Below are 17,877 nucleotides of genomic sequence, written 5' to 3'. Positions count from 1 at the left end.
TGATGTCCAAACTGGCTGTATTTGACTTTGATTCGACGCTGATGGATGGTGAGACCATCGATTTCCTGGCTGCACCCCTCGGGATTGAGGAGCAGGTGGCTGCCATTACGGAACGTGCGATGGCAGGAGAGCTGGATTTTTTTAAATCACTGGTCGCCAGGGTGGCCCTTCTGGAAGGGCTGGAAAAGTCAAGGGTCGATGAGATCTGTAACGACCTTCCCATGATGCCTGGTGCGGCAGAAGTGGTTAGGGGGCTCAAAGAAAAAGGCTATACCGTGGTCTGCTTCTCCGGAGGGTTCAGAAATGCGACCAAACCTGCCTGTGAAAGACTCGGTATCGATGCGGACTTCTCCAACTTCCTGCATGACGAGAACGGCATACTCACAGGACGTGTAGGCGGAGAGATGATGTACTCTGAAGCCAAAGGCGATATGATCGTCCGCATGCAGAAACTTCTCGGGGCAGGACGAGCAGATACACTGGTGGTCGGTGACGGCGCCAATGACCTCAGTATGTTCGCCCATGCCGACACACGTGTGGCATTCTGTGCAAAGCCTGTCCTCAAAGAGGCTGCGACTCACTGTGTGGATGCGAAGGACCTCAAAGAGATCCTGAAAATTATCGGGTAACAATGCAGTCCCGATGCAGTATCAAAGGTATTGTCAAACAGCTTCTGTCATACAGAAGAGAGTTAATATTCGGAAATATTATTGCAATACTTTCTGCACTTCTGGTTGTGACCATCCCTCTGTTCATCCCTATCATTGTCGATGAACTGCTTTTAAAGAAAGACCACGGATTCATCACCTTTATTTCGACACATTTCTTTACATCGGATACCAAGGGTTATGTTCTTTTTGTTTTGGTGGTGATACTTGTTCTTCGTGTGCTGAGTACCCTGTTGTCGATACTTCAGACCAAGATATTCGTTTCTATATCAAAAAATATTACTTATAGACTAAGAGAGGCAATGCTGCGTCATCTTAAGCGGGTTTCTCTTAAAGAATATGAGATGATGCGTGTAGGAGCAGTCACGTCAAAACTGGTCACGGATGTGGAAACGATAGACGGTTTTGTGAGCAGTACGATCTCAAAGCTTATCATAGCTGTGCTGATACTCATCTTTTCAGCAGTAGTACTGCTCTGGATCCATTGGCAGCTTGCACTTTTCATTCTGGTGACCAATCCCGTGGTGGTACTCTTTACCGTCAAACTCTCACGGAATATTGGAAAATTGAAAAAAGAGGAGAATAGAGCAGTCGAACTCTTTCAGTCTGCATTGACCGAAACACTGGAACTCTTTCATCAGATACGTGCGGCCAACAAAGAGGAATATTTCTTTGAACAAAGTGAAGCCAAAGCCAGGGAACTTAAAGAACATTCGGTCAACTACGGTTACAAAAGCGATGCGGCAGTAAAGTTCTCCTACCTGGTCTTTCTTTCAGGATATGAGGTTTTCAGGGGAGTGAGTATCCTGGCAGTAGCCTACAGCGACCTGAGCGTGGGCCTGATGCTGGCGATCTTCTCCTACCTCTGGGTCATGGTCTCGCCCATACAGGATATCATCAATTTCCAGTATGTTCTGGCAACGGCGAAGGTAGCCTGCAAGCGTATCAATACCGTATTTGACATGGAGCAGGAACCTGTCGTAGTTCAGAAGAAAAACCCCTTTGAAGGGATTGAAACCATTGGTATAGAGGTGAAGAACCTGTCCTTTTCCTACATACAGAATAAACCAATATTAGAAAATATTAATATGCATATTGAAGCGGGCTCAAAAGTCGCCGTTGTCGGCGCCAGTGGGAGTGGGAAGACGACACTTTCCAATATACTTGTCGGATTCTACCCTTTGGATGAGGGAGAGATCTTTTACGGTGGTGTTTCCAACCATGAGCTGAAACTTTCCACAATCCGTGAAAATATTCATCTTATATTGCAACATCCTAAACTCTTTAATGATACAATGTTGTTTAATCTGACTCTGGGCAAAACCTACAGTGAAGAAGCGGTACACAAAGCATTGCAGATAGCACAGTTGAGTGAGGTCATAGAGAATTTGGATTCAGGACTTGAGACACTGGTCGGCAAGGACGGCATCAAGCTGAGCGGCGGACAGCGCCAGCGGGTAGCCATTGCGAGGATGATCCTGAGTGACCCGCGTGTGGTCATTTTCGATGAGTCTACGTCGGCACTTGATGTACACACGGAAGCGAGACTTTTTGAAGCCCTGAGGGACTTTTTGAAAAAGAAAACAGTGATGACGATAGCACACAGACTCAGTACGATCAAAAGTGCAGAATATATCTATGTACTTGAAGACGGACATGTTGTAGACTGCGGTACACCGCAAGAACTGCTGGAAAAAGATGAGAGCTATTTTTCACAAATGCTGTAGGGTGCTGTCCCCTGACAGTATGCTGTAACAGATCGGTGCCGTGAGGACACAGCACCCTATGGAAATAAAAGGTTTTTTATGGATATATTCCAGGCGATAATCATTGGGATTATCGAGGGATTTACGGAGTTTCTGCCCATCTCCTCAACAGGACATATGATCGTAGCATCGAAATTTCTCGGTGTTGCGGAGACAGATCTTACCAAAGCGTATGAAGTCATCATCCAGTTCGCGGCTATTTTGGCCGTGATGCTGATCTACAGAGAGAAGATCACTTTCAAAAAGATCGATTTGTGGATGAAGCTGCTTTTCGCCTTTCTTCCCCTTGCCATTGTAGGCTTTATCTTCAAAGACCAGATCAAAACACTTTTCAATGTACAGACTGTGGCCTGGATGTTCATCATCGGCGGTATTGTATTTCTAATCGTAGAGTATTTCTACACGGAGCAGGAATACCATGTCAAGGATGTAGAGAAAGTAAGCTGGATACAGGCCTGGTGGGTCGGTTTTGCACAGATATTCTCTCTCGTCCCCGGTACGAGTCGTGCAGGTGCGACGATCATTGGAGGATTACTCTCAGGTATGGATAGAAAGACCTCTGCGGAATTCTCCTTTCTTCTGGCCATCCCCGTTATGGCGGCGGTCAGCGGATATGACCTGCTCAAGCATTATCAGGATTTTGCCAATGCCAACTGGGGCGCTTTTATGATAGGCTTTATTGTCGCCTTTGCAGTGGCCTATGCGACGATCAAACTCTTTCTGGCTTTTCTTCAGCGTTTCACCTTTGTGGCATTCGGTATCTACCGGATTATTTTTGGGATTATTTTGCTGATGATATTGTAGTATGACGGATTGATACAATTGAATTTATAGAGTCTCTGCCCGGAGCCTCCATTAAGTTCAAAAACTATTTTGGACAAATTTTATGTTGGGTAGACCTGAATGTCTGCCTGATGGTTGAGAGATTGGCCATTATGAAGGAAAAAAATGAATTTCAGTCACTTTAATTTTCACCGCGATCTGGCAAAAGGGGTGAAGATAGCAGGATTTAAGGAGCCGAGTCCCATACAGGAGATGGCAATACCGATTATCGAGAGCGGGAAGGACCTGGTAGGACAGGCACATACAGGTACGGGAAAAACTGCCGCATTTGGCCTGCCGATGATGGACAAGCTCGCCAAAGGCGAAATAGAAAGGGCTTTGGTCATCACTCCGACGAGAGAACTGGCGACACAGGTGGCAGATGAGCTCTACCATCTCGGACGTTTTGCGGGCATCAGAACTCTGACCGTCTACGGTGGGGTGGGGTACGGGCGTCAGATCGCGCTTATTCACAAGGGAGTGCAGATCGTCGTAGCCACACCGGGAAGGTTGAAAGACCTTTACCGTAAAGGAAAGATCGATGTGCTCAATCCTGAGATCGTCGTACTCGATGAAGCCGATGAAATGCTCGATATGGGATTCCTAGACGAGATCAAGGAGATATTTGAGTATATACCTCAGAACAGGCAGACACTGCTCTTTTCGGCGACGATGCCCGAACCTATCAAAGAGTTGGCCAACCACATTCTCTACCAGCCTGAATTCATTTCAGTTGTGGGAGACGAAGAGACAACAAACAATGTCATTGAACAGCGCTACTATGTGATCAACGAGAACCAGCGGGACGAAGCGATCGTCAAGCTGCTTGAGACGGAAAAAACGAACAAATGCATTATTTTCTGCCGTATGAAAAGAGAAGTGGACAGACTGACTGAGTATCTTCAAGCCCAGGGTTTCAATGCAGCGGGATTGCATGGAGACCTGGAACAGCAGGAGAGGGAAGTGGTCATCAAAGCTTACAGAAGAGGTGAGACGAAGATCATGGTTGCTACCGATGTGGCAGCGCGCGGACTGGATGTTAAGGATGTTACGCATGTGTTCAATTACCATATTCCTTTTGATCCTCAGTCCTATGTCCATCGTATCGGTCGGACGGGACGTGCGGGAAAAAGCGGGCAGGCGATCACACTGGTGACTACCGAAGAGTTCAGGGAGTTACAGCGTATCCAGAAAGAGGTGGGTGCCGATATGTATCTTGCAACACTGCAGGGAGGAGAAGCCCTGGATGAATCAAGCCTTGAATATCTTGCAGACCAGGTTCGTGATATGTCTGTACACAAGGAAGCGAAACACCTTATAGAGTATCTTGGTGAAATGGACAGGGAGCTGCTTTTGGAAAAGCTGATCTCCTGTTTTCTCGAGAAAGAGCAGCCCAATGTCGGTTCTCAGATAGGTTTTGACCAGAATACTGTGGATTCTATGATGCAAGAGTATAGTTCGGAGAAAAAGGCGGTAAAAAACAATAACCGCAGACGAAAGAGAAGATAAACCTTTTTGAATGATTTTGTGTACTTATGTCATAGAGAAGGTCCAATAATAAAATAAACCGCAGAATATGCGGTTTTTTTAACAAATAACAAGCAAAACTGTTTTAAAATTTGTAATTCACAGTTAGAAAGGTGTCCATATGGAAGTAAACTTGGTAAGCGAAGGTCTGAAGTTCATGGTCCTGGGGATGTTGATCGTATTTATATTCCTGATCGTATTGGTGCAAGTCATGAAACTTCAGGCAAAGATCATCAACAAATACTTTCCTGAAAAAGAGCCGGCAGTTCCTATGCCAAGCACACAGGACAGTAGTGATGAAGATGCACGCCGTACAGCGGCCATCATCGCAGCGGTAACGGAATTTCGTAAAAAATAAATCTCATGATGACAATCATAACAGCAAGGTAGTTTAAATGGCTAAAAAATATATTGATGTAATGGACACAACATTCAGAGACGGTTTTCAATCCGTCTTTGGAGGTCGTGTACTTATGGATGACTTCTTCCCGGCGGTTGAAGCAGCAAAAAAAGCGGGTATAACACACTTTGAATTCGGTGGCGGGGCGCGTTTCCAGTCACTCTATTTCTATCTTCAGGAAGATGCCTTCAAAATGATGGACGGTTTCAGGGAGATCGTGGGTCCCGATGCGAATCTTCAGGTACTTTCACGCGGTATCAACACCGTAATGCTCGATACGGGCAGCCGTGAGATGATAGACCTTTTTGCAAAGATGTTTGCAAAGCACGGTACATCAACGGTAAGGAACTTCGATGCGCTTAATGATGTGCATAATCTTGAGTATTCCGCACAGTGCATTAAAAAGCACGGTATGAACCATGAAGTCGTTGTGACCATGATGGACCTTCCTCCGGGATGCAAGGGGGCACATGATGTACCTTTTTATGAAAAAACACTCCGTAATATCCTCGACAGCGGTATCGAGTTTGATTCTGTCTGTTTCAAGGATGCTTCGGGAACGGCTAATCCTCATAAAGTCTATGAGACGATCGAAATGGCACGAAAACTTCTGGGAGAAAGTGTACATCTCAGACTGCACACGCATGAAACAGCAGGTGTTTCGGTTGCTTCTTACCTTGCAGCGCTTGAAGCCGGTGCCAACGGTATCGATATGGCGGCATCACCGGTAAGCGGCGGTACTGCCCAGCCGGACATCCTTACAATGCTTCATGCCACCAAGGGAACAAACTACAACCTGGGTGACCTTCAACTCGACAAAGTACTGAAGTACGAAGAGAGACTCAAAGAATGCCTGGCTGACTACATGATCCCGCCGGAAGCGACACAGGTTTCTCCACTCATACCATTCTCTCCAATGCCTGGAGGCGCATTGACTGCCAATACTCAGATGATGAGAGACAATGGCGATCTTGACAAATTCGATGAAGTCATCAAAGCGATGAAAGAGGTCGTTGAACGCGGTGGTTTTGGAACTTCGGTCACACCTGTCAGCCAGTTCTACTGGCAGCAGGCATATGCGAATGTTATGTTCGGCCCATGGAAGCAGATTGCTCCGGGATACGGCCGTATGGTCCTCGGTTACTTTGGCAAGACACCGGTAGAGCCGGACAAGGAGATCATGGAGCTGGCGGCACAGAAGCTGAAGCTCGATCCTACAACGGAAAATCCTCTTGATATTGCAGACAGAGATGAGACAAAATCCATTGCACACTGGAAGAAAGTACTTGAAGATGAAGGACTTGAAACGACTGAAGAGAATATCTTCATCGCGGGTGCATGTGATCAGAAGGGTATTGCGTTCCTGAAAGGCGAAAGTCCTCTCATGGTAAGAAAAGGTAAAGAAAACAACAGTGGAGAAGCAGAAATGGCAGGAAATTATACAGTAGTGGTAGACGGCAAGAAGTACAGTGTTCAGGTAGCAGAGGGTGATGCGGATATACAGATCTCCGAAGCGGTACCGGCAACGGCTCCGGCAGCGGCAGCTCCGACTCCGGCCAATGGTGTAGGTTCAGTAGAAATCCATTCGCAGACACCGGGTAATGTCTGGAAGATCCTGAAGAACCCGGGTGATACCGTAGCAGAGGGTGATGTGATCATGATCCTTGAAGCGATGAAAATGGAGATCGATATTGCGGCACCTCAGGCAGGAAAGATCGCATCGATCAATGTGAATGTCAATGATGCTGTTACAGACGGACAGCTTCTTGCAACAATGGAGTAGTTATGAAGATCAAACATCTTTTACTCTCAGTGCTTTTTGCATTTGCCTTTCTGACAAATGCAGCAACAGCGAGTGAGCATGAAGCCGGTGCGCATCATTTCAAAACACAGGAACAGTTGATAGCCGAAGAGAAAGCTACCTATAAGGAAAAAAGTGTCGGGCAGTTGATCGTCAGCTTTTTTCATACTACAGGACTTGACGCGATCTTGAACCCTAAAGAGGGTGTGAAGAATGGTCAGGGGGTAGAAATGTCCACCTTCGCACAGAGTTGGGGGCGTGTGATCATGTTCATTATCATATTCATTCTTTTCTATTTAGCTATTGCCAAGGGGTTTGAGCCGCTTCTTCTGCTTCCTATTGCCTTCGGAGGGCTTTTGGCCAACATTCCTATCGCCAATATGACCGGTCCCCACGGTATGCTGGGAATCATCTACAACATGGGTATTGCCAATGAATTCTTCCCGTTGCTTATCTTTATGGGTGTCGGTGCTATGACCGATTTCGGCCCGCTGCTTGCAAATCCAAAAACGGCACTGCTCGGCGGTGCGGCGCAGTTTGGTATCTTTGGTTCACTGGTCGGTGCAGCGGCACTTTCACAGTATACGGGCATGGTAGACTTTACGCTTAAACAGTCAGCAGCGATCTCGATCATCGGTGGTGCCGATGGCCCGACATCGATCTTCATTGCGTCTGCCCTGGCACCGGAAATGCTGGGTGCGATCGCGGTAGCAGCCTACTCTTATATGGCCCTTGTACCGGTCATACAGCCTCCGATAATGAGAGCATTGACCACACCTGAAGAACGTAAAATCGTTATGAAAACAACAAGAAAAGTCAACAGACTTGAAAAGCTGGTATTCCCTGTTGTAGTGATCATGATGATCGCTTTGGTCCTTCCCGATGCGGCTCCACTGATGGGTGCATTTGCCTTCGGTAACTTTGCCAAAGAGTCCGGTGTGGTAGACAGACTTTCCAATGAAATGCAGAACTCGCTGATCAACATTGTGACCATCTTCCTTGGTTTCGGTGTCGGTATGACGCTACAGGCGGACAAGTTCCTTGTTGCCGAGACCCTAGGGATCATGGTCATTGGTCTTCTTGCCTTTGCTGCCGGCACGGCTGCCGGGGTATTGATGGCAAAAACGATGAACAAGTTCTCCAAAGAGCCTATCAACCCGCTTATCGGTTCTGCCGGAGTTTCGGCTGTTCCGATGGCTGCAAGGGTTTCAAGCAAGGTCGGTTCTGAAGAAAAACCGGGTAATATTCTGCTCATGCATGCCATGGGGCCGAATGTTGCAGGTGTTATCGGTTCAGCAGTTGCAGCAGGGGTGCTGCTCTCTATCTTCAAATAAGATGAACGATCCGGAATCCTCATTGAAGGGTTTCGGTTTGCAGTTTCTGATAAAAACTTTGGAAAAAGTTTTTATTTGAGACATGCAGTGGATAGATCCATACTGCCTTACAAAATTATACAAAGAGGATACTATGAGTACCAGAACGCCCAACGGACTTGACAAGCTCGGATTGAAAAATATCGGAGAAGTGTATTACAATTTGAGTTATGACGAGTTGCAAGCACACGAAATAAACCAGGGAGAGTGTAAGATCTCTACCACAGGTACAGCGATGTGTGATACGGGGATTTTTACAGGAAGAAGTCCCAAAGACAAATATTTTGTTGATCAACCGCCTTCAAATAAGCACATTGCATGGGGGGACGTGAACAGGCCTATCAAAAAAGAGATCTATGAAGAGCTGTTTGATCTTACAAAAGATCAACTTTCAGGTAAAAATATCTATGTGATGGACGTTTATACGGGCGCCAGCAAAGCTAGCAGACGCTCCATCAGATTCATTACAGAGGTTGCATGGCAGGCACATTTTGTCAAGAATATGTTCATTCGTCCTACCGAAGAGGAACTTGAAACGTTCGAACCGGATTTCACAGTCTACAATGCTTGTAAAGCAGTCGATGAAAAATACAAAGAACACGGGCTCAATTCTGATGTATTCGTTGTATTCAATATCGAAGACAATGTTTCGATTATCGGAGGAACATGGTACGGTGGAGAGATGAAAAAAGGTATCTTCTCCATGATGAACTACTGGCTGCCGCTTGAGGGTAAACTCTCCATGCATTGTTCCGCGAATGTCGGCAAAGAGGGTGATGTATGTCTCTTCTTCGGACTTTCAGGTACAGGCAAAACAACACTTTCGACTGATCCAAACCGTGCATTGATCGGGGACGATGAACACGGTTGGGATGATAACGGTGTTTTCAACTTCGAAGGCGGATGTTATGCCAAAGTAATCAACCTCGACCCTAAAAGCGAACCGGAGATCCATGGTGCCATCGTCAAAGATGCATTGCTTGAGAATGTCGTGGCCGATGAGACGGGGAACGTAGACTATACAAACGATTCAAAAACGGAGAATACGCGTGTTTCCTACCCTATAGAGCATATTGAAAACCATAAAGAAGACCTTCAGTCGGGCCACCCCAAAAACATTATCTTCCTCTCAGCCGATGCATTCGGTGTACTGCCTCCAGTCTCCAAATTGACAAAAGAACAGGCAATGTACTACTTCCTGAGCGGATATACCGCAAAAGTAGCAGGAACGGAAAGAGGGATCACAGAACCGGTAGCGACTTTCTCTGCCTGTTTTGGTGAAGCTTTCCTCCCACTTCACCCGACAGTCTATGCCAAACTACTGGGTGAGAAGATCGATGAACACGGTGTGAACGTTTATCTGGTCAATACAGGTTGGACCGGTGGAGCATACGGTGTGGGTAAACGTATGAGCATCAAAAATACCAGAGCGTGTATCAATGGTATTTTAAGTGGGGCTATTTTAGAGAGTGAGTTTGATACACTCGACACTTTCAACCTTGCCATTCCCAAAACACTTGAGGGAGTAGATACTGAAGTGCTCAACCCGAGAAATACCTGGACAGACAAAGCAGAATACGATGCTTCACTGGCAAAACTTGCTAAAATGTTCCAGGAGAATTTCCACCGTTATGATGACAAAGGCGGCGAATTTAACTTTGCCTCTGCCGGCCCTCAGTTGTAATCTTTCTTCAGACTCTCCCGGGCGGGGAGAGACTTTCTTCTTCATTACCATCTATCAAGAATTCCATCAACTTTTTCACTGGTATTTAATAGAGCTTCTAGTACAAACAACAAATAAATATACTTAAATTTTAGATAAGAACGAAGAATTTCTATGTCAAGGAAGTACTCTACAAACTGAGTTACGCGATACAGCGTTATCTGATGTGTTTGATTCAGTGATACCCCACACATTTACCCCACAAATTAATACATGAAGGTAGTTTGTAATTCATTTTACAAGGAAACCCTATGTCTATAAAATACAGAAAGAGAGTGCCATCTGCACTAACACAAATTTTGAACTGTAAAGAGATATACAGAACATTTAAAACACAAGGTGAAGTGGATACACTAAATGCTTTACTAAATGAATGTACTGCTATTGTTAACTCGGGTCTGCCACTCGAAATAACTAAACCTATAGTGCTTGATAAAGGTCTTCAGGAGCACTGTAAACAGCTAAATGTCAACCGCGGTGCTAAAATAGGCAGTATAGAAGACTGCTAAAAGAGTAGTTTTTACAACCAAAAAGCCAAAGAAACAGAGTAAATCTGTTAGAGTCTTTCTTCAATAAAATTGAAGGGAGATTTATGCTTAAAAAAGGTGAAGTAAAAATGATCCACAAGATGATAAAAGAGGGGTTGAGTAAAAGTGCCATTGCACGCAAACTTGGCTTGAGCCGGGATACTGTTTCAAAGTATGCCAAACTGCCGGAGGGACATGTCCCAGCAATAAAAAGAGTAGCACCGGGAACGACAGTGGATGCCTACCTTCCCCATATAGCCAGTATGCTGGAGAAAGCCCATGAACTGGATATACATATCCCTTCCACATCCATTTATGACGAGATAAAAAAGATGGGCTACACGGGTTCTCTTCGATGGATGCAGGAGATCATGCAGAAACATAATCTAAGAGAACGTGTTAAAGAAGATGAGTTTCGCATACGCTTTGAGACCGATCCCGGTCATCAAATGCAGGTGGACTGGGTAGAATTCCCTAAAGACGGGCTCTCTGCCTTTGTTGCGACCATGGGATATTCCAGGGCTTCGTATGTAGAATATGTCACGGATGAGAAAGTAGAAACATGGATTCAATGCCATATGAATGCCTTCAATTACTTTGGCGGTGTACCGACAGAAGGGCTGTGTGACAACATGAAGACCGTGATCATCAAGCGAAATGCCTACGGACGAGGAAAGCATAAGTTCAATGAACAATTCCGCGACTTTGCCAAGCACTGCGGGATGGATCTAAAGGTATGTAAGCCCTATAGGGCACAGACCAAAGGAAAAGTGGAACGTTTCAATCACTATCTGCGTTACAGTTTCCATAATGCTTTTAAAGTGCGTTTGTCGATGATGGGATATAAGATGACCAAAGAGAATGCCAATGCCGAAGTGATGGACTGGCTTGATTACAGTGCAAATGCGAGAATACATCAGACTACCCTGCAAAAGCCGTTTGAATTACTTGCACAGGAGCAGTTGCAGCTGCTTCCCGTACCGAAGCCTTATCTTGGTATCCACCTGTTAAAAGCTACAAGTAGAAGTATAACACAAGCCCATAAAACACAAGTGAAACAACGCGTGCATATCCCACAACGTGATCTCCAAAGCTATGACGAGTTCATTCCTGCAGCTGTTGCCTATCTGCTTACCTACAGCATGATCACCGGAGGTGTGGCATGGCAGTAAATGAACAGATAGTGCTCTTATGCAAAGAACTACAGCTTCCCTCGCTTGCTAATGCCTACCATGAACTGAGCAACCGTGCTGCCAAAGAGAACTGGAAATACAGTGAATACCTCTACGAAGCACTGAAGAGTGAAGCTGAGGGTAAGGCTGAGAGAAGCAAGGCAACACTTACAAAGATGGCAGGTTTCCCTACGATCAAGACACTCGAACAGTTTGACTTCGACTTTACTGTAGGCGTCAATAGAAGACAGATAGAAGAACTCTCCTCGATGGAATTCGTAAAAAGAAAAGAGAATATTATCCTGCTGGGGCAGTCCGGTGTCGGCAAGACACACCTGGCGATAGCACTGGCATATCAAGCTGTTCAGAAGCGTATCAAAGCACGGTTTGTAACGGCAAGCGACCTGATCATGCAAATGAGCCAGGCTAAAAAAGAGAAGCGGTATGATGCCTTTCTTAGACAGGCAGTCCTGGCACCGGCACTGCTGGTCATTGACGAGATAGGCTATTTCCCTATGAGCAAAGAAGATGCCCATCATTTCTTTCAGGTAATCTCCCGAAGATATGAAAGAGGTTCAACCATTGTAACTTCCAATTTGGTCTTCTCTCAATGGAGTGGCATATTCGCCAATGACAAAGTCGTGACTACTGCTATTTTAGACAGACTTTTACATCATTCTCATGTGATAAATATACTTGGAGATTCTTATCGATTAAAAGAAAAAAAGGAGGAAGAAATGAATGGTTCTGATCTTTACGAATTTGAACCTAAAAAGAGTAAAAAATAAGACTAAAAATACACGTGTTGCTTGAGGTTACATTTCGTGAAAAAAACTCACGAAAAACTGCCTAATTTAACTCCGCGGTTGACATATAGAACCATTACTGCTGATGCTTCATAGCGGAGGAAGGGTTCTGGATGACTTACGTATGATTCATAAAGATAAAGCCATCAAAGAGACGTTGAAGATTAAACGTATACCTGTATCAGAGAGTGTAGGAAAATGGATCACACGTCACGGACTACATGGTATCTATGGAATTGAGTCTATTAATCGTAAGTTACTGCAAAGACATTTAAAAACGATAGATGAGCCTTTGGTACTTGATATTGATGCTTCGGTGATATTTTCACAAAAAAGTACAGCAGTGACAACTTATAAAATGCAAAGTGGCTATACACCCATGATAGGACATATCAATGGTGGATATGTGGTCCACAGTGAATTTCGTTCAGGCAATATTGCGCCCGCAGATAATAATCTGACGTTTCTAAAAAGATGTCTGGAACAATTACCCAAAGCAAAATCACTCTCTTTTTTTAGAGCAGATTCTGCTTCTTATCAGGCTGAACTTTTTAACCACTGCAATAATCATCATATCTCCTATACCGTGGGCGCCAACTTAGATCATTCCGTCTACGCCAATATCAAAGAAATTAAAGAGTGGCAATCATTCCAAACCAAAGAAGGTACAGCACATCACCTTAAAGAAGAAGTAGCTGAGTTTATACATACCATGCAGCACACAGACCATGCCTTTAGACTGATTGTTGTTAAGAAGACAGTGACACCGGTACTTCCGGAGATCTGGGATATGTTGAGTATAGACGAAAAACTTGATCTTGCCAGAGAACATTATCATGTTATCGCTACCAATGCAGATGAAAGTATGTCCGCACAAGAGGTTGTTAGATTCTATCGTAAACGTGGAGATACAAGCGAGAACCGGATCAAAGAACTTAAAAATGGTTTCAATCTCAATTATCTTCCTTCATCAAATTTTATCTCCAATGCATTTTACTTTCAGATAGGTGTATTGGCATACAATCTTTTTATCCTTTTTAAACAAATGCTGCAAAATAGTTGGCAAAAACATACGGTTGCCACGGTACGCTATAAGTTTTATCGTTTAGCAGGAAAGGTTGTGAGGCACAGCAGGCAGATCATACTCAAAGTTCAAGAAGAATTTGTAGAAATATTTCATGCTATAAGGGAGCGTATATATAAGGCTTCCCTGGAATGATACGCATATAATGTTCCAAAAAATATCAATTTGACACAAACTTAAAACACTAGAATAGTGCCTGAAAAACAGCATTATTAGTAAAAAATACACAGTATCCTTCAGCGATAGGATACCTTCTTACACAATGAAATAAGCAATCTCATTTTATGATGAATAAAATTGTGAAATCGTTTATTCTTTCATTCTGGAATTAATGTACTTGAGAGCTATTTACGGATTTGGGATTTTATCAAATTGACACTTCTGTTACTAAAGTGCTATAATTAATAATTTTAATTATAGCAAAGGAGTATAAATGAAAATTTCAAAAGTAATGATTTTTGTAGCTGCATTAGTAGCTGCATTCAGTTTTACGGGGTGTGCACCATATGGGGAAGCCTTGGTTGTCCAGAAGGTTGCTATTGGGGATCCATATTATTATGATGGTTACAACTATGGTATTAACAGAGATGCAAATTACAGACGGGGGGTTCGCGACGGATGCAGCTCTAAACGCGGTACATGGCGAAAGGACCGTTATCTTTATCGAAACAGTTATAGTTACAGAAATGGTTGGAATGCCGGCTATAATAGATGTAGAAGACATTATAGTCAAAACTTGTACCAAACAGGATATAATGACGGCTGTTGGTCAAGAAGACATCCTGGTACGAGAAAAAATAGACGTCTCTATAATAATCGCAGAAGTTACAGAAACGGTTGGAATGCAGGTTACAAAGAATGCAGAAGACATCCTGCACATAACTATTATCAAAGAGGATACAGTGATGGATGCTGGTCAAGAAGGCATCGTGGCATCAAAAAAGACTATAATCTTTTTAACAACTATAGAACTTATAGACATGGTTGGAATGCAGGTTACAGTGCTTGCCGAATAAGGTAAAATTGGCAGATGTATCGGGTTTGTTCCCGATCCATCCGAGAATCAAAAGTGATGAATGAGAGCATTTATTCTATCTGTGATAAATTGGTTCCTGACTATTAATTCTAAACTTACTGTCCTCAAACAGTATAATCCTTTTGACTATATTGGCCTTACGTAATGAATCATACAAAATTCCCCCATTTTAATATAAAGTTGAAGCTTTATCTGTTATAATTAACTAACCAGTTAATTAATTAGGATACTTATGTCTAAAAAAATACAGAAACGCAATGCGGAAGCTTCCAAACAGCTCATCATTACCCATGCCATAGAACTTTTTTCCCAAAAAGGCTATGCATCGGCTTCGATGGATGAACTGGCGGAACAATGTGGACTGAATAAGGCGATGGTCTTTTACTACTTCAAGAACAAAAAAGGACTTTACGAAGCGGTCATGCGGGAAGTACTCATTGAGATACAGCAGACGATCGTGGAAGAGAACAAACAGCACAGCAGGCCAAAAGATGAACTCGAAGGGTTCATCCGTACTTACGCGAAATTCGCCTGCGAGCATCCCTACCTGCCTTCTTTGCTGCTCAAAGAGCTCAGTGACAGCGGTGCAGTTATACCAGAGATGCTTTTCGCTTCTATGCGGCAGCTCTTTGCGCTCTTCAGTGATATTTTAAAACGTGGAGAAGCAAAGGGATGCTTTGAAAATGCGGTACCGATGATACTCTACTTTATGGTCCTCGGTACGCTCAACCTGATGATCACGACAAAACCGCTGCGTATCAAAGCGTCACATATGGAAGATATCGATGTGGATACCTGCTCTTCCTGTGATATTGACGAGATTGCTGACTATGTAGTGGAAAAAATATTCCGTATGCTGGGTACAACAAAAAAAGGAGATTCACTATGAAACATAAACTATGGCTGGTCGGTCTGGCTGCAACATTGCAGCTTCAGGCTACATCCATCACCTCGCTACTCAATTCACTTGAGAAACGACCCGAACACAGACTCGATATGCTGGATGTGGAAAAGAGCGCATTGGGCAAACAGGCGTTAAGTGACAAGCTGATGCCGACAGTCGGTCTATATGCCGGATATGAAATATCCAATTCTCCAAACAGTATGTTACCGGTACCTCCAAATGAAATGTTCAAGATGGTACCACATCAGGAAATACCACAGCCTTTCAGCAAGCAGATCATGCGTGAGGGAGTGAATTTTACCTGGCCGCTGTTCGTCAAGTCAGTCTATACACTCAAAGAGAAAGCCGAACTGCTCAATCTGGCGGCCAAAGAAAAGAAGAAACTCAATCTCATACAGAGGGAAGCCGTAGTGGTCGGTTCTGTGGCGCAATTGCGTTACCTTGAAGCACTGAAAAATGCGTTAAAGGCAAAAAAACGTTCCATCTTGCAGACACAGGTCACCGTTAGAGTGAAAGTCAAAGAAGGGCGGGCACCCCAAAGTGCTATTTTCGTTCTCAACAGCCACATCAACGAACTTGATATTGCAATGAACAATATCGACCAGAGTATCAACCTTCTGAGCTCAAAGATCGAAACACTGACAGGGATCCACTTGAAACAGAGTGTCCCCATGCGTGCCAAGGCATCGGTAAACAGAGGTGAGATCTTTGCACTCAGACCGCTTCGAAGCAAAGTCGAAGCAGGTAAAAAAGGTATGCAGGCGGCAGATGAAGCTTATATCCCCAGCATTGTAACCAAAGGGAACTATACGCTTTCCCAGGCAGATGCCTACAATAACGGTAAATCACTGCATGAGAATTTCGGAACAGCCGGTCTGTATCTTTCCATGCCGCTTTTTGATTCCTCCAAAGGAACGGTATCACAGCAGGCAAAAGTGGACTACCTCAAAGAGAAGACGACTTTGGACCAGACAGAACATGCACTCACGGTACAGGCGAAACAGCTGGAACATGAGATCCGGCTGTTGAAAAAGTCTGTAGTGTTGGCAAGAAAAAGTGTTACCGAGCAGAAACGGCTGCTGAAGATCGCCAAAGTCTCATTTTCAAACGGGACGATCACACAGGAAGAATATCTGCGCTATGAAGATGCCCTTGCGGATGCCAAAGCGGCACTCTATAAGGCGGAAGCCAAGGAATGGCAGGATACTGCACAACTGGCGGTAATTTACGGAAATGATTTAAGAAGGATAGTAAAATGAAAAAAGTGTTAAAAATATTATTGTTTTTGGTTGTGATTATTGCATTGGTAGTATTGGGTGCAAAATTGATCCATGATAAACGTGCAAAAGAAGCATCCACTCCTCCTGCAAAGATTTATCCGATCGTTGCAAAGGCCATGATACCCAAGGTCGCACAGGTTAAACTGACACTGCCGTATCTTGCAGAGACACTCAATGAGACGGATGTCACACTCTCTTCACGCATCGCATCGCGTGTCGAACAGATTGTCAAGAGCGGCAGTGAAGTGAAAAAGGGAGAGATTGTTGCCACACTCGATACGACGGATCTCACTGCAAACATCAATGCCCTGAAGATCTCGCTTGATAATCTGCTCAAAAGCCATAAACGTACCAAGGCGCTTTACAGGGTCAAAGGTGCTTCCATCGAGCAGCTGCAGAAAGAGCAGTCCCAGATTGCGTCGATCAAAGCCAAACTCAAAGCGGCAGAGAATCAGTTGAGCTATGCGACCATCACTGCTCCTATAGACGGCATTGTTGCCAAGACGATGGCTGCTGTCGGGGATGTGACCATGCCAGGGAAACCGCTGGTACAGATCAGTGCGGAGACTGGTTTTAGTCTCCTGGTACGTACGCCGCAGGATATCAGTCCAAAATCTGTCCTGTTCAACGGCAAAGAGTATACGTTGCACGGTCTGGGAAGTACACTCCGCGGACTGAAAGAGTACAAAGCCTATATCAGTGACAGCAAAGGGCTCAGCTCCGGCGAACGTGTAGAGGTCAACGTCGTGATCTTCGAGGGGAAAGGGATCGAACTTCCTTTTGACGCTATTCTGGACCGTGAAGGCAAAAGCTATGTACTGCTTGTCAACAAGGACCATGCTTCGGCAAAAGAAGTGCATATTGTCCAGAGTGCAGAGCAGGGAGTGATCGTTTCAGAGGATATCACAGGTAAAAAGATCGTTGTAGCCAAACCGGACATACTCCTGAAACTGACCAGCGGATATGCCCTCAAAGTAAAGGAGTAGCG

General features: G+C 44.5%; 15 protein-coding genes and 1 pseudogene. All 16 read left to right on the top strand.

The features are described from left to right. The first annotated feature begins 2 nt into the window (after positions 1-2). Positions 3-629, top strand: coding sequence for a phosphoserine phosphatase SerB (serB, locus tag YH65_RS06510; RefSeq protein ID WP_046551166.1), 627 nt, complete (start codon positions 3-5; stop codon positions 627-629). Between the two features lie 2 nt (positions 630-631). Then, positions 632-2,395, top strand: coding sequence for an ABC transporter ATP-binding protein (locus YH65_RS06505; protein WP_046551165.1), 1,764 nt, complete (start codon positions 632-634; stop codon positions 2,393-2,395). A 78-nt stretch (positions 2,396-2,473) separates the two neighbouring features. Then, the gene (locus YH65_RS06500; RefSeq protein WP_046551164.1) at positions 2,474-3,238 is read left to right on the top strand and encodes an undecaprenyl-diphosphate phosphatase; all 765 of its coding nucleotides are present in this window, start codon (positions 2,474-2,476) and stop codon (positions 3,236-3,238) included. A gap of 144 nt (positions 3,239-3,382) precedes the next feature. Then, positions 3,383-4,765 (top strand): DEAD/DEAH box helicase, encoded by a 1,383-nt coding sequence (locus YH65_RS06495; protein WP_046551163.1) that lies wholly within the window; start codon positions 3,383-3,385, stop codon positions 4,763-4,765. A gap of 139 nt (positions 4,766-4,904) precedes the next feature. Next, positions 4,905-5,141, top strand: a complete 237-nt coding sequence (locus YH65_RS06490) for an OadG family protein (RefSeq protein ID WP_046551162.1) — start codon at positions 4,905-4,907, stop codon at positions 5,139-5,141. 37 nt (positions 5,142-5,178) lie between these two features. Beyond that, positions 5,179-6,966, top strand: coding sequence for a biotin/lipoyl-containing protein (locus tag YH65_RS06485; RefSeq protein WP_046551161.1), 1,788 nt, complete (start codon positions 5,179-5,181; stop codon positions 6,964-6,966). 2 nt (positions 6,967-6,968) lie between these two features. After that, on the top strand, positions 6,969-8,318 hold the full coding sequence (locus YH65_RS06480; protein WP_046551160.1) for a sodium ion-translocating decarboxylase subunit beta: 1,350 nt from the start codon (positions 6,969-6,971) through the stop codon (positions 8,316-8,318). Between the two features lie 133 nt (positions 8,319-8,451). Continuing rightward, positions 8,452-10,041 (top strand): phosphoenolpyruvate carboxykinase (ATP), encoded by a 1,590-nt coding sequence (pckA, locus tag YH65_RS06475; protein WP_046551159.1) that lies wholly within the window; start codon positions 8,452-8,454, stop codon positions 10,039-10,041. A 290-nt stretch (positions 10,042-10,331) separates the two neighbouring features. Further along, positions 10,332-10,589, top strand: a complete 258-nt coding sequence (locus YH65_RS06470) for a hypothetical protein (RefSeq protein WP_046551158.1) — start codon at positions 10,332-10,334, stop codon at positions 10,587-10,589. Positions 10,590-10,672: 83 nt separating this feature from the next. Further along, on the top strand, positions 10,673-11,779 hold the full coding sequence (gene istA, locus YH65_RS06465; protein ID WP_046551157.1) for an IS21 family transposase: 1,107 nt from the start codon (positions 10,673-10,675) through the stop codon (positions 11,777-11,779). Next, positions 11,770-12,567, top strand: coding sequence for an IS21-like element helper ATPase IstB (gene istB, locus YH65_RS06460; RefSeq protein WP_046551156.1), 798 nt, complete (start codon positions 11,770-11,772; stop codon positions 12,565-12,567). Before istA ends, istB begins: the two co-directional genes overlap by 10 nt. An 82-nt stretch (positions 12,568-12,649) precedes the next feature. Beyond that, positions 12,650-13,804 (top strand): annotated as a pseudogene (locus tag YH65_RS06455) (IS1380 family transposase); the annotation flags it as partial. A 437-nt stretch (positions 13,805-14,241) separates the two neighbouring features. Next, entirely contained in the window at positions 14,242-14,685 is a 444-nt protein-coding gene (locus YH65_RS06450; RefSeq protein WP_169745665.1) for a hypothetical protein, read from the top strand. Positions 14,686-14,937: 252 nt separating this feature from the next. Next, on the top strand, positions 14,938-15,594 hold the full coding sequence (locus YH65_RS06445) for a TetR/AcrR family transcriptional regulator (protein ID WP_046551153.1): 657 nt from the start codon (positions 14,938-14,940) through the stop codon (positions 15,592-15,594). Continuing rightward, a complete protein-coding gene (locus tag YH65_RS06440) occupies positions 15,591-16,868 on the top strand; it encodes a TolC family protein (protein ID WP_046551152.1) in 1,278 nt (425 codons plus the stop codon). The genes YH65_RS06445 and YH65_RS06440 overlap by 4 nt, the downstream gene beginning before the upstream one ends. Further along, positions 16,865-17,875: an efflux RND transporter periplasmic adaptor subunit gene (locus tag YH65_RS06435; protein ID WP_046551151.1), complete on the top strand. Its 1,011-nt coding sequence runs from the start codon at positions 16,865-16,867 to the stop codon at positions 17,873-17,875. Before YH65_RS06440 ends, YH65_RS06435 begins: the two co-directional genes overlap by 4 nt. Positions 17,876-17,877: the final 2 nt, after the last annotated feature.

Source organism: Sulfurovum lithotrophicum, assembly GCF_000987835.1.
Taxonomy (GTDB): domain Bacteria; phylum Campylobacterota; class Campylobacteria; order Campylobacterales; family Sulfurovaceae; genus Sulfurovum; species Sulfurovum lithotrophicum.
This window is presented reverse-complemented; position numbering and strand designations above follow the sequence as displayed.

Coding starts and splice junctions, on each gene's coding strand:
- serB (WP_046551166.1), top strand. CDS start 3: ATGTCCAAACTGGCTGTATTTGACTTTGATTCGACGCTGATGGATGGT.
- YH65_RS06505 (WP_046551165.1), top strand. CDS start 632: ATGCAGTCCCGATGCAGTATCAAAGGTATTGTCAAACAGCTTCTGTCA.
- YH65_RS06500 (WP_046551164.1), top strand. CDS start 2,474: ATGGATATATTCCAGGCGATAATCATTGGGATTATCGAGGGATTTACG.
- YH65_RS06495 (WP_046551163.1), top strand. CDS start 3,383: ATGAATTTCAGTCACTTTAATTTTCACCGCGATCTGGCAAAAGGGGTG.
- YH65_RS06490 (WP_046551162.1), top strand. CDS start 4,905: ATGGAAGTAAACTTGGTAAGCGAAGGTCTGAAGTTCATGGTCCTGGGG.
- YH65_RS06485 (WP_046551161.1), top strand. CDS start 5,179: ATGGCTAAAAAATATATTGATGTAATGGACACAACATTCAGAGACGGT.
- YH65_RS06480 (WP_046551160.1), top strand. CDS start 6,969: ATGAAGATCAAACATCTTTTACTCTCAGTGCTTTTTGCATTTGCCTTT.
- pckA (WP_046551159.1), top strand. CDS start 8,452: ATGAGTACCAGAACGCCCAACGGACTTGACAAGCTCGGATTGAAAAAT.
- YH65_RS06470 (WP_046551158.1), top strand. CDS start 10,332: ATGTCTATAAAATACAGAAAGAGAGTGCCATCTGCACTAACACAAATT.
- istA (WP_046551157.1), top strand. CDS start 10,673: ATGCTTAAAAAAGGTGAAGTAAAAATGATCCACAAGATGATAAAAGAG.
- istB (WP_046551156.1), top strand. CDS start 11,770: ATGGCAGTAAATGAACAGATAGTGCTCTTATGCAAAGAACTACAGCTT.
- YH65_RS06450 (WP_169745665.1), top strand. CDS start 14,242: ATGGTATTAACAGAGATGCAAATTACAGACGGGGGGTTCGCGACGGAT.
- YH65_RS06445 (WP_046551153.1), top strand. CDS start 14,938: ATGTCTAAAAAAATACAGAAACGCAATGCGGAAGCTTCCAAACAGCTC.
- YH65_RS06440 (WP_046551152.1), top strand. CDS start 15,591: ATGAAACATAAACTATGGCTGGTCGGTCTGGCTGCAACATTGCAGCTT.
- YH65_RS06435 (WP_046551151.1), top strand. CDS start 16,865: ATGAAAAAAGTGTTAAAAATATTATTGTTTTTGGTTGTGATTATTGCA.